This window comes from Psychrosphaera saromensis (assembly GCF_002954545.1).
In the GTDB taxonomy this organism is placed as follows: Bacteria; Pseudomonadota; Gammaproteobacteria; order Enterobacterales; family Alteromonadaceae; genus Psychrosphaera; species Psychrosphaera saromensis.
Window position 1 is genome coordinate 2,984,271 of the sequence record NZ_MSCH01000003.1, and the last position, 12,702, is coordinate 2,996,972.

Annotated in this window: 10 protein-coding genes; all 10 read right to left on the reverse strand. The window is 38.1% G+C overall.

Translation table 11 applies throughout. The annotated features are described in order from the left end of the window. Window positions 1-135: 135 nt before the first annotated feature. The 10 genes from BTO11_RS13480 to BTO11_RS13530 all read right to left on the reverse strand — a co-directional run bounded on the left by BTO11_RS13480 (window position 136) and on the right by BTO11_RS13530 (window position 12,677). Window positions 136-438, reverse strand: a complete 303-nt coding sequence (locus tag BTO11_RS13480; RefSeq protein ID WP_105053084.1) for a DUF1330 domain-containing protein — start codon at window positions 436-438, stop codon at window positions 136-138. Window positions 439-461: 23 nt separating this feature from the next. Next, window positions 462-1,064 carry a DUF1287 domain-containing protein gene (locus BTO11_RS13485; protein WP_105053085.1) on the reverse strand — a complete coding sequence of 201 codons (603 nt, stop codon included), beginning with the start codon at window positions 1,062-1,064 and terminating at the stop codon, window positions 462-464. Window positions 1,065-1,154: 90 nt separating this feature from the next. After that, window positions 1,155-2,366, reverse strand: a complete 1,212-nt coding sequence (locus tag BTO11_RS13490) for an NnrS family protein (RefSeq protein WP_105053086.1) — start codon at window positions 2,364-2,366, stop codon at window positions 1,155-1,157. A gap of 255 nt (window positions 2,367-2,621) precedes the next feature. After that, window positions 2,622-4,220, reverse strand: a complete 1,599-nt coding sequence (locus BTO11_RS13495; RefSeq protein ID WP_105053087.1) for a diguanylate cyclase domain-containing protein — start codon at window positions 4,218-4,220, stop codon at window positions 2,622-2,624. Further along, a complete protein-coding gene (locus BTO11_RS13500; protein WP_105053088.1) occupies window positions 4,210-4,638 on the reverse strand; it encodes a hypothetical protein in 429 nt (142 codons plus the stop codon). The genes BTO11_RS13495 and BTO11_RS13500 overlap by 11 nt, the downstream gene beginning before the upstream one ends. A gap of 2 nt (window positions 4,639-4,640) precedes the next feature. After that, a complete protein-coding gene (locus tag BTO11_RS13505) occupies window positions 4,641-5,918 on the reverse strand; it encodes a hypothetical protein (protein ID WP_229793285.1) in 1,278 nt (425 codons plus the stop codon). A gap of 305 nt (window positions 5,919-6,223) precedes the next feature. Then, the gene (locus BTO11_RS13510) at window positions 6,224-7,537 is read right to left on the reverse strand and encodes a M28 family metallopeptidase (protein ID WP_105053775.1); all 1,314 of its coding nucleotides are present in this window, start codon (window positions 7,535-7,537) and stop codon (window positions 6,224-6,226) included. Between the two features lie 299 nt (window positions 7,538-7,836). After that, window positions 7,837-10,260 (reverse strand): Lcl domain-containing protein, encoded by a 2,424-nt coding sequence (locus BTO11_RS16550; protein ID WP_219846471.1) that lies wholly within the window; start codon window positions 10,258-10,260, stop codon window positions 7,837-7,839. A gap of 193 nt (window positions 10,261-10,453) precedes the next feature. After that, window positions 10,454-11,506: an NADP-dependent oxidoreductase gene (locus BTO11_RS13525; RefSeq protein ID WP_105053089.1), complete on the reverse strand. Its 1,053-nt coding sequence runs from the start codon at window positions 11,504-11,506 to the stop codon at window positions 10,454-10,456. A 13-nt stretch (window positions 11,507-11,519) separates the two neighbouring features. Beyond that, window positions 11,520-12,677: an iron-containing alcohol dehydrogenase gene (locus tag BTO11_RS13530; protein ID WP_105053090.1), complete on the reverse strand. Its 1,158-nt coding sequence runs from the start codon at window positions 12,675-12,677 to the stop codon at window positions 11,520-11,522. Window positions 12,678-12,702 lie beyond the last annotated feature (25 nt).

A 12,702-nucleotide genomic window follows, 5' to 3' on the forward strand; every position in this document is an offset into this window, starting at 1 on the left:
AATCTAAGCAGCACTAAATATACTAACTGACAGCCAAGAGGATTCTTTGAAGTGCCGTGACTGTATATTAACTAAAGTGAGATTAGAACAATTTGCCCCAAGAATATTTAGCTTAGGGCTTATTTATATAGATAATTATAAAGACTCGTGAATTGAAATGGTTGTCACTGAGTTAACCGAATTGTCAAAATACTTAGATCTGACTTCAAGATACGAAGAGTCAGTAAAAAATGCATCCATTTTTTCTCTGCTTGGAAAATCAAGCGTAAACACTCGATTAATAGGAGCTTGAGTTTTTGACTTTAATACCTTACTGACTGTAAAGTCGAAGCCAAATTCACCGCCATAAGCTTTAAGAATTGGCAGCATATTTTCACGATATTGTTGATATATCTCATCGTCAAAAACGTTTAATCCCATAATTCTTTCAAAAGACATAAAACCTCCAAACTAAATAAAAGTTAGTTAATTTGCTCGTTATACTTTGCTGGCACGTATCGATAATGCCCTGTAATTTTATAATTAAACAGCATATCTTCAATTTCAGGACCGCTACCAATATTATGAACTATCATAGGGTTGCCTGTTTTGGGATTAATACGGTCGATGACGATACCAATATGAGGAAGATTTCCCGACACCATCCAAGTCACTATATCGCCTGGCTTATAATCACTTGCAACCGCAGACGTGGTTAATACCGAACCATGTCGAGTAAAGAACGTTTGTAAATTAGGTACCCTTCTATGATCAATATTCTTATCTGTGCTTTTTAAGCCCCACATTCGCTTAGACGGATATAACAAAAAATTATCACGCATATCTTCATGAACAAGTTGTTGTAAGTCCGTACCAATTCCTCGGTAAGAACGAATAACCACATCGGTACAAACACCAATATTTTTAGGTACATCACCATTTGGATAAGCAATGGATATATATGAACCATCATAAGTAACTTGATGCGTCGTTCTTTCAATTGAAGCGGCTATAATTTCTTGCTCAAATGTAGTCGCATTTATTGCTGGCGCTGTGAATAAAAGCCAAAGCATAAATTTTTTCACACAGTTTCCTTAGGGATTGAGTTCACTTCGAAATAAAATTTAATTAAAAACGAAGCTAATTGAAAGAACAAAGCATTCAAACAGCAATCTTTATCCTGGTCTGCCATCGACTCTCGCTTGAGTTAAAATTGGGAAGTAAATAACACTAAACACCGTAAAGCTATACACCCAAAATGCAGCAGACATGGACGTTAACAATAAATAGCTGTCATTAATCCACATACCAGCAACAACTCTAAGGCTCGCGGCTATTAACAAAGCAACAAAAGCACTAACAACAAATTTATTTACCTTTAATGGACGTCCTGTGTGACCTAACGATACTCTTGCCATCATTGCCAATACCATATTGCCCATAGCGCCAATAGTTAAGCCATGCAAAACCGAACTTAAGCTAAACACCCCAAAAGCATAATGCAGCGCTAACAGTAAAAATGTTATTGGTATAAATAAATAAGATAACTGCAAACTCCATAACAAAGGGATATTAATTGTTGAGAAAAAGCGCCAGCGGCTAAATCGAATAAAGTTAGTCAGTGCGGCGATTAAAAATAAAACAGATAAAATTACTGAATACTCTTTAGATGACGCTAAGTTAAACAAAAAAGAAAAAGCCAATAAACCTACGCTTATGACACTTAACCATTCAATCCATTGTATATTTTCTCTTTTAACCGTTTTAGTTCCACTTGCGGTAAAAAATGGAATTACTCGCCCGCCCATTATGGTCATAATTAATGAAATGAACATAACCGCTGCATAAGTTCCATGCCTAAAAAAATCGCTCAATCCGTTTGTAGGTTCAATATACGTTAATCCATTACATAGGCTAAGTAGCAGTAGCACTGGAATAAACACCATATTTTTATACTGTTTTACTCGCAGAATAGGTTTTGCTAGAAAATAGCCAGCAATAGGTAAAAAGCTTAAGTCGATTAACATGACCATTACCGGAGAAATAAAGGCAGGGTTAATAGCCAATAATAATCTGGCTGATAACCATAAACTCCAAAGGCCTAATAGAGCCGAGCCTCGTAAGCCAGGTTGCCCAGTCCAAGTTTGTACCGCCGTTAATAAAAAACCCACTATGATTGCAGATACAAAACCAAATAACATTTCGTGACCATGCCACCAAAGAATGTTGTTAAACGGTGAGAATTCAACTGAACCATGCAATGCCAACAACCAAATCAATACCGCGGTCACAGAAAAAATAGCCGCTGACAAAAACATAGACCTAAAGCCTAATCTAAAAAAGGCTGGGATTTTTTGCTCTTGTGCGTTATCGGTAATATTTAACATTGTTGGTATACCTTTACTTACGTAGCGTTGAATAAAGTGGACACTCAGTATTGAATGCGCCTGGCGATAGTTAATTAGGGGTCATTATTGTATCAGATGGTTATTTTATAAGATGGCTATTTTATAAGATGGTGACATATAAAATCATTACTTTAAAAGCTCATTAGACGGCTCTAATATTTGGTGGTAGCTAGGTTTAGTGATAGTTAGTTCAGGTGATAGATAAGATAAGTTAACTAATCTCAACCTACAGCTCTATACTTTGTTAAAAATAGCGACTTGCCCTCGGCCATTTTCTTTTGCTTGATACATAGTGTTATCAGCATTCACCATAAGTTCATGCAGAGCTTCTCCATCATTTGGACCTACAACGAAACCGATACAAGCGCTAACATTACAGCTTGTATCATCATTAACTTGGATTGGAAGTTCAATATCTTGCAGCATTAACTGGGCTTGTTTTAGCGCACTTTCTTGTTCCGACAATTTGATTTCTCTGGCGATGACAAATTCATCCCCTCCCCAACGAATACAAATATCAGTATCTAAATTAAAACGACTTTTTATGCGCTGTGCCACTTCGATTAAGACTTTATCACCGGCTTCATGCCCCAAATTGTCGTTAACCGGCTTAAATTTATCTAAATCAATCATCATAAGTACAAGCTGATGATCTTTTGAAATACATTCAGACAATGCATTATTAAGTGCTCTTTCTCCAGCTCGTCTATTTAATAAATAGGTTAATGCGTCGTGATCGGCTTCAAATCGGGTTTGGAATTCTTTTTCTGCACGTTCAGTTACGTCATGTAAAATAACTTCTATCAGAGTTTCTTGATTTTCACGAACCGTATCACGCTGCTCGGTTAATTTAGCAAATAAACAGTGCAACCATTTTGTTTGTGTACCTATTGTGCATTCAATATCGAGACTGAGTTGTTCAACGTTGTCTTTTTCTCTTATCACTTGCAGCAAGCTTTGCAGTTTGTCTGAATTGTTTAATAAGGTGGGGAAATTTAACGAAGACATTTCTGTCTTGCCGTTTTCTACAAAGTGCTCTTTAAATGCCGGATTGTAGGTTGTGATCATATTTTGTTCGTCAACCAAACATATACCGGCACTAGCCTGTTCAAAAATCAATCTAAAGCGAGCTTCTAATTCTTGAGTTTTAGTTCTTAACTCTCTTTCATTACGGATAGTTTGTTGTAATGCACGCATTAAGGAGTTAATCCCCTTAATTAGTCGACTAACTTCATCTTTCCCTCGCTTTTTTACACTAAGCATTTGCATTGTTTGCGGCATACTTGGGTCTATTTTAGCGAAGTCATCTGTCAATTTTTGCAGTGGACGACTTAATTGTTGATTTACCGCAAGTGACACAAAAAAGATGATAATAATGGAATGAACCATCATTAATAACACTTCTTTTTCACTGGCTTTTTGGGCTTGTTGCTGAATATAAATATCGTCAGGATATAAGGTTAGCATGCCTATTTTAGTGTCAGGAATAAAAGGATGCATTAGCTGAATAGAGACTTGTTCAGATACGTTATTTATATCTCCCTGAGTGATCAGCATTTGCGCATCACCAGATAAACTAACCCCTTTAACTAAGTCATTACTTAACAAACCGTTACTGATCTCTTCACCAAGTTCAAGGTCAACTAAATAAGCAGATATCGCTGCCGTTTTTTGCATGGTCTGAGCAAGCTGTTTAACTAAAGTATAATTGGTTGTTTTCCTTTCCTCTAATCCAGAAATATAGGAAAAAAGAGACGTTGCAAGGGATACCAACAAAGCCACAATGGCAATGGATAATGCAACTCGTACATAAAGTTTTTGACTAATTTTCATTTAATCTATACACCACTTTAACAACATCGGTCACTTCTGATTCAGGGATGTAGGCTATAGCCGATTCAGAGTTTTGTAAATGACTAAGAACCTCATTAATAGACTGTACCGACTCAGGCGGTTTGGCTCGCCCTGAGAACAGCACTCTAGCCCAATATGCGTTAATTTTACGTTCATTTTGATTAACCAGTTTCAAATAAAAGTCATTTTTCAATTCTGACTTCGCCGGTAAATCAAACGGTTTAGCACTTTCGCCATCAGGGAATGTCACATAACGCCCCATATAAATATCTATCACTTCTCGTTTTGATAGATCATTGACTGTATTACTTTTATTAACCACAACCACTAAATCTTGAGCGTTAGTATATAAGCTAAATAGTAATAATACTGGGATAATAAATCGTATTAACTTCATGGTTAAAATACCAAGCTAGCACTAAAGCTAATTAAATTAACATTGTGCTCAACATCAATACCTAACTCAGGAGCTATGTCCCATAAACCACCGCCTGTTGGCTCGATAATAAAGTGATCGGCTTGAACTTTAAATACTACTTTGTCGGAGTAATACCATTTAGCTCCAACATTTACATTTTTTTGATCAACGATAGTACGCTTTACTGCATATTCTGTAACTTCAATTAATTCAGTTGTGGCGTATTGAACCGCTTCAGGTAAATAGGCTAATGATTCTGGAGTGACTATCTCTGGTGTATTCTTCTTATTTTTAGCAATAGATAAGCCGCCAAAATAAGTCATTTCATTTACTCGATACCCCACACTTACATAACCACTATTATTAGATGGCACCACCATCCAATCTGATTTTGTCTTGCCAGCTTCAGCTTGAATTAACCAATTCGCATTGTCGTATGCTAAACCTAACGCAGAATAGTTTATGCTGTGATGCTGATGTTCGAAACCGCGGGCAAAGTGAGCCGCTTGAGGCCATATATTACTTGGAGCAATCGTGTTTAAACTATCAATTAGTGTATTAAACGGCATAGATTCAAAATTTGACACATCAGACTTAGACGTCGCAGCTCTAAACGTCCACTCATCTTTGATATACACAGCACTTAATATGTACAAGTCGTCAAAGGTAATAGTAAGCTGTTCGTCGCCGGCCGTTAATTTGGGGGTTGTTGTGCCTAACGCTAATTTAACTCGTAAAAAACCATCATCTATTTGATTATTATATTCTACATCCACACCGTCGTAGTGTCCGGCCGTAGATGCAAAAGAATAATAGGCATGAGGAGGTCTAGCCCATAAATAGGCATATCCTACATAAGGGTATTCAGATAGAAGGAAAAGATCACTGTTCATTCTGCCCGCTCGGATAATCCAATTACGTTGTGGGCGATAACGTATAAAAGCTAATTCTAAGAAGTTATTGAAATATTTTGCTGAGCGGTCTTGGTATATACCTTGAACAACGGCATCCCAATTATTATTTATAGTGATATTTGCTTGGCCGCCTAGGATAGAGTCACGGCTAAATGAGAAGCCAGTTTCACTCTCATTAAGATAATTTGAACTAAAGCCTATATCAGAGTCATCACTGTAACTCATGCTCAATGTAGCAAAACCACTGAATTCAACACTTAAGTCATTGGCTTTCACTTGGCTTGATATACAAGCAAAAACGCCTGCTAAAAACAAAGTGTATTTGTACAATATCGATAACCTCATTCCTACCCCAACTTAACCACATTAGAGCGATTATATAAGTGTCTAAAAATTCAATGAAAGTTTGAATATATCTAGTATATATCATTTAGTTTAGTTTACTGCTAGTTGTAAACCAGTTTAGTATATTTGTGAGTTTTAGGTCGAGTAGGGAAATTTTAATTTATATACTGGTTGGCAGATAAGCTCAAACATCAAAATTATTTACTGATTTATGCTTTTTACCTACATTAACAAAAAAGCACTCAATGAGTGCTTTTGGTTAAATAAAATTTATTTAAGTGTTTATCTCACTACCATCTATCTGCCTAGTTGCCAAAGCTACCCGCAGCACCAGGAAACACAACTGGGCTTTCAGTGCCATCGATTGCAACACTTGCTACACCAAAGAAGTAATTATCAATCACCACATTTTTTAATGTAAATTCACTCACTTTGCCAACCGAGCGGCTAAATTGCCACTGTGACGAATCGGTAAATCTCCAATAGATTTTGTACCCCGCCAGTTGAGGGTTTTCTGATGCAGAAGCGAGTGTCCAAGAAAGTGTGGTATCCGGTTTTACAGCACCTTCAATTTTGACATTTGACGGCGGCGTTGGAGCCATCGCCATTGACGCTAAAGACACAGCATTAAGCGAGGTTAATTTAGCTGCATAATCAAAGTTTACGCCGTCAATTGTATCGCCGTAATTAACGCCGTTTTCAGTTCTTAAATCTTGATGTTGACGATTGTAGTTCTCGTTTGTTTCCATAATTCTAATTGCAGGAAAACCAACTTGGTTAAACGGTCTGTGATGACCACCACGGCCAAATCTATCTAATCGGTAAATCATCATAGTGTCTAAATTAGGAATATACTGGTCAGCAATTTTGTCAACATAACGAGCCAAATTACGGCTTGGCGAGTCAACTTCACCACCTGTAAAACGGCGTGTTATGGCTTCTTTGTCTGTCTCTGTTGGACGAGTACCTTCAGAGAAGAGTCGTGCTGTTGTATTGTTAATTACACCGTTAACGCCTTGAATGTTGCCAATCATGTCATTGTTTAATACGGCTTTGATGCGCCAGCCATCTTTTTTTGCTTGTTTGGCCATTATTTTTCCACCAAACAAACCTTGTTCTTCACCAGATAAGGCTGCATAAATAATGCTGCCGTTAAACTTATATTTTGATAATACTCGTGCGGCTTCAATTGTACCTGCAATGCCAGACGCATTATCATTGGCTCCTGGAGAATCGGCGGTGAAGTTCATCACATCTGAAACTCTGGAGTCAATATCACCAGACATAACAACGTAACGACTTGGGTCGGTTTGACCCTTTTGAATGGCAATAACACTTACCACTTCTGTTGGGTTTGGAATACGTTTTTCACCACTTATCGTTTCTGACTGATAATAAACTGTTAAACAACCGCCACACTCAGCTGATATTTTATCAAATTCTGCTTTAATCCATCGTCGTGCCGCACCAATTCCTCTTGTATCAGATTCTGTTTCAGACAGAGTATGGCGAGTTCCAAAACCGACTAATTTTTTTATGTCAGTTTCTATACGAATTGCCGATATCTCACTGGCAATTTTATGTAGTTGCTGATTATCTGCAAAAGCAGCAGTTGGCATAGTAGAGATATCGCCGGCCAACGACTGGGTTGCAATGAAAAGCGGTAATAAACTGACGGTATAAAGGTATTTGATGCTCATCTAATATTCCAATTTAGCGGTTCTGAAATTTAATTATTTAGAATAATTAATACGATGGCTCACTATACCCTTAAAAATATATTGAAAAATACAGATAACCAGATGAATGACCTAGATATCTGGTTCAACACCAATTTAGCCATAAACTAAACTGATATTTACTTTTAAGCATCTTGTTTAAGTTATATGACTCTACGCCTTTCATTTACAACAAGCTCTTAGCTTTTCTTCTCTGTAGGTGGCCCTGTTGGTGCTTCATCTGCGCTTATGTAACCATCATTATTACGATCAAATTGGGTAAATCTTTTAGCCGGCCCTTTAAACTCTGTACTTGAGACTTTTCCGTCATTGTCTTTATCCAATCGATTTATAAATCTATTACTACCTGATAGCGGGCGTTTTTTGACTGCAGGTTTAGTTTCAGAGTTTGCGTTTCTGCTTGTGTTTGCTCTGCTAGTGTTTGCTCTGCTAGTGTTATTACGGCTCTCGCTGTCAGAATAAGTCGCGTTCATTTCTTCAAAAACCTGACTATCTACAACGCCACCTCTTACACTGCGCACATAATTGTTTACTCTGATCATGTCACCTTGTGGGCCTCTTGACATGGCCTCACCGGTTTTGGGGTCGCTGCGTTGTGCGCCAGCACCATGTACATCCATTGTTTGACCACGCATTTCCCCTAACGCCTTACCAAAGGCAATATAAACAGCGTTGGCTTCTGGCACTCGTCCATCAAGGTGTGTTGTTGAGCTCCAGTAATAAGGATAATCTTTTTCACCGCCTTCATTAGTAATAGAAGATGTTTGAAAAATAGGGTCTATCGCTGCTGAATTTGAGGTTTCTGGCGAACGAGAATAATCCACTATGCTTTGCAGCTCTTTGGCATTTGGTAAACGCCAATCGTCGTGCCCGCCTAATTCTAGATTATTAGAAAACTCAAGCGCATCCTGCCAGTTCATGCCTTGAGCACTGTCGGCTTTTTGCCATGTTAAGCCAGTTGCTGTATCGGTAATTGTGCCGTCGTTATTATCGACAAATTTGTTTTTACCATAGTCTTTGTTATCTCTGACAAACCTGAAATACATTTTGTTGGCTTCATGCGTACGTGGATTATATTTTGGATAACCTTTGATACGACCATCAACAAAATTCACACCAAATACAGTGTCATCATTTTTCATGGTTTTGCCGACGTACTCAGTACTACTCCAAACTTGCGCGTCAATTTCACGCTCACCTTGGCTACTATCACCAAGCGGCTGAGTAAAGAAACCGGTATCAATAAAAGGCGTGATTGCTTTTTCACCCATAACCGTTCCGGTAAATTGAATAAGAGAATAAAGCTCTTTAACGCTAGCTATGCGCCAATCGTTGTAACCTCCTAGATTGAAGTTCTTCACCTTCTGTTGCGCTTGCTCATAAGTTAACTTTTCAGTTAAATCTTGTTGCCACATTAAGCCAGTTACATTGTCGGCAATGGTGCCATTGTTGTTATCTGTGTAAGACGGGTCGCTAATAATGTAACTCGCGTCTTGACCAAAAAATGCATCCCCTTCTGCTGGAGCTGAAATCACTTGGTGTGTGCTATAAAATGTCTTTTGTCCCGTATCCGCAATTTGATAAGAACCAGAGCCTCTATAAGTAACGCCTTTAGGTGAACTCATGCTGTCATCTGTTTTTTTAAAGTCCTTAGCTTTTACTAACATTAAATCAGTAGCAAAAATCACATTACCTGAATAGTTTTTACGAATTTGTTTTAAGCTGGCCTCTTGGTCAATCTCACCGGGTGTGAAGTGGGTATACACTAAGTTTTTAACCTTAGCTTGTTTAGCAAGTAAGCTTGAATCCGCTAAATCTAAATGTGCTCTCACGCGCTTGGAACTTTTATTCTGAGAGTTTGTTCCTGTATTTTTAGAGCCACCAGCCTTGTTTGTTTTTTTAGCCGTTGGTCTGTTATTACGTCCACCTGTCATGATCATGCCACCAGAGTCGATGATCATAAAATCTGCGTTTTTGGCCAACTCAGGTAAGTCTTCAGCATAAGTAAGATCGCCGGTGATCACGATAGATTGCCCGTCATAATCAAAGCGATATGCAATAGTGTGTATGGTATGTGGCACTTTTACCGTACTGACATTGATTTTGCCTATTTTAAACGACTCACCACCAAGGATATCTTTTACTTCAAACGCCTTTTTACGCTCAGCTAAGCTTCTTTGGGTTTTGTTTAACCGATAAGAAATATCTTCTTCATATAGCTCTAGGCTTGTCTGGGTTAACTTTTTAGTATTTGGAGGACCAACAATAATAAAGTCATTTCTTCCCATTAGGGAGCTTATTAATATAGGAACAAACTCTTCATTATGATCAAGGTGATGATGAGTAAAAAGCAAAGCGGATAAAGTTCGAGGTTGGACACCTAATTTATTTAAGTTAGTTTGTGCGCCATTACCCATATCAACTAATATTCGAGTGTTCCCTAAAGAAACAAGCACACTGGCACTTGCTCTATCTTCGTTATACAAAGGCGAGCCTGAACCTATAATGGTTGCCATAAGATGCTCTTTTGACCTAGCCGATGTGGTTACCAAAGCACTCAAAATAGAGCTTAATACTAAAACCCAAACAATATACTTCTTCATATAAACAGCCCTGCTTGTTATGTACTTACGCTTTTAATTAACGCTATTTCAATCTAAAAATACTGTAAAACAAAAGTATGCAAGAAATATGGAAACAAAGGATTTTATTTGTTCACTGTTTAAAATTAAGGCATAAAAAAAGCACTCGACGAGTGCTTTTTGCTTAGAGCTTTTGATAATTAGCTCTGTATAGTTATCCTGCTAAGTTCTCTGAACCAACTTGCACAACTAACTTACCAAAGTTTTCACCTTTTAATAAACCGATGAAAGCGTCTGCTGAGTTTTCAATGCCTTGAACTAAATGTTCTTTGTACTTGATTTGACCTTGTTGTAGCCAGTTCGACATAGCGTCACTGAACTCGCTGTAACGATGACCATAATCATCAAATACAATAAAGCCCTGCATTTTAATACGCTTAACCAATAAACGGCCCATTAATGCACCCATTCTGTCAGGTCCATCAGGTAATGATGTTGCGTTATATTGTGAAATCAAACCACACAATGGCACTCTTGCTTTAGTATTTAATAATGGAAGTACTGCATCAAATACCGCACCACCTACGTTTTCAAAATAAACGTCAATACCATTTGGACAAGCTTGTTTTAGAGCGTCATTTAAGCCTGCTGATTTATGATCAACACACGCATCAAAACCAAGTTGGTTAACGGCGTAATCACATTTTTCAGCACCACCAGCGATACCGACTACGTGGCAACCGTTTAGTTTAGCGATTTGTCCAACCAAGCTACCTACTGCACCCGTTGCTGCTGCAACTACTACTGTTTCGCCTTCTTTTGGCTGGCCAATATCCATAAGTCCCATATAAGCCGTTAAGCCTGGCATACCTAAAATACCTAACGCATAAGATTTTTGTGCAAGCTGCTCTGGTAGTTTTAATAAATCAACACCGTCAGATACACAATAATCTTGCCAACCACCAAATGCGACAACCCAGTCACCTTGCTTGAAGTTGTCATTTAATGTTTGCTCTACACGACAAACAGAACCACCAACCATAACGCCATTAATCGCTACTGGGTCAGCATAAGACTCAGCATCGCTCATACGGCCACGCATATAAGGGTCTAACGATAAATATACCGTTCTTAATAAAACCTGACCTTGACTGATTGTCGGGATAGCCGTTTCGACTAATTTAAAATCAGATGGTTTTGGCTCGCCATTTGGACGAGCTGCCAAAGTGACTTGTCTGTTAATTGAATTGCTTTGTAATGAATTCATAAACAACCTACTCCTACAGTGCTAGTTGATAAATTTCACGGCTAACATCAAGTGTTACTTTTTGGTGTTCACCCAATTGAGTCATACCATGTTGCTCTAAACGTTTCACTAAAGTATCAATTTTTGATGCATCTACGTCAACTTCAGACAAGCGCGTTGGCACTTTCATCGCCACAAAAAAGGCTTCTGTTTTAGCAATCGCTTGTTCAATTTTTTGTTCGTCAGAACCGTCTGTAATATTCCATACGCGCTCTGCGTATTGAACTAACTTAGCGTGTTTGTCAGCTTTACATACTTTCATCACAGCGGGTAATACGATAGATAACGTACGAGCGTGATCGATATTAAATTCAGCCGTTAACTCATGACCTAACATGTGAGTGGTCCAGTCTTGAGGAACACCAGTACCAATTAAGCCGTTTAATGCCATCGTCGCTGCCCACATAATGTTAGCGCGTACTTCTAGGTCTTTGTTGTACTCAGGCTGTAATACTTTTTCACCCTCTTCAACTAAAGTAAGCAATAAGCCTTCTGCAAAGCGGTCTTGTACTTTTGCATTTACCGGATACGTTAAGTATTGCTCAATAGTATGAACAAACGCATCTACCACACCGTTACTTACTTGGCGTTCAGATAAAGACAAGGTTACTTTTGGATCTAATACCGCAAACTTTGGACGAACTAAAGGATGCATAAACGCAAGTTTATTACCGTCTTTAGTCACTACTGAGCCTATATTAGATTCAGAACCAGTTGCTGGTAATGTAAGCACAGCGCCAATTGGCAATGCTTTGTTAATTGGTGCTTGTTTAGCAAGAATATCCCAAGGTTCGTCACCCTCAAAAAATGCAGCTGCCGCAATAAACTTAACGCCGTCAACCACAGAGCCACCGCCAACAGCCAATATGTAATCAATATTGTTTTCTTTGATGATAGGTAAGGCTTTTACTAATGTGTCGTACTTTGGATTTGGTTCGATACCTGAAAATTCAACAAATATGTGATCTTTTAAAGCGTCAACAACTTGATCATAAACACCATTGGTTTTAATTGAGCCGCCACCGTAAACAAATAACACATTGGCATTAGCTGGTATTTCTTTACTTAATGCGGCTATTTTACCTTCACCAAAATGAATTTTTGTTGTGTTTTCAAAACTAAAATTAAACATATGTATCCTTAAATTAGGATGTGCA

What these genes read in the sequence shown, in the direction of transcription:
- BTO11_RS13480 (WP_105053084.1), bottom strand. Translation starts at nt 438, where the DNA reads ATGTCTTTTGAAAGAATTATGGGATTAAACGTTTTTGACGATGAGATA.
- BTO11_RS13530 (WP_105053090.1), bottom strand. Translation starts at nt 12,677, where the DNA reads ATGTTTAATTTTAGTTTTGAAAACACAACAAAAATTCATTTTGGTGAA.
- BTO11_RS13495 (WP_105053087.1), bottom strand. Translation starts at nt 4,220, where the DNA reads ATGAAAATTAGTCAAAAACTTTATGTACGAGTTGCATTATCCATTGCC.
- BTO11_RS13525 (WP_105053089.1), bottom strand. Translation starts at nt 11,506, where the DNA reads ATGAATTCATTACAAAGCAATTCAATTAACAGACAAGTCACTTTGGCA.
- BTO11_RS13510 (WP_105053775.1), bottom strand. Translation starts at nt 7,537, where the DNA reads ATGCCAACTGCTGCTTTTGCAGATAATCAGCAACTACATAAAATTGCC.
- BTO11_RS13505 (WP_229793285.1), bottom strand. Translation starts at nt 5,918, where the DNA reads ATGAGGTTATCGATATTGTACAAATACACTTTGTTTTTAGCAGGCGTT.
- BTO11_RS13500 (WP_105053088.1), bottom strand. Translation starts at nt 4,638, where the DNA reads ATGAAGTTAATACGATTTATTATCCCAGTATTATTACTATTTAGCTTA.
- BTO11_RS13490 (WP_105053086.1), bottom strand. Translation starts at nt 2,366, where the DNA reads ATGTTAAATATTACCGATAACGCACAAGAGCAAAAAATCCCAGCCTTT.
- BTO11_RS16550 (WP_219846471.1), bottom strand. Translation starts at nt 10,260, where the DNA reads ATGAAGAAGTATATTGTTTGGGTTTTAGTATTAAGCTCTATTTTGAGT.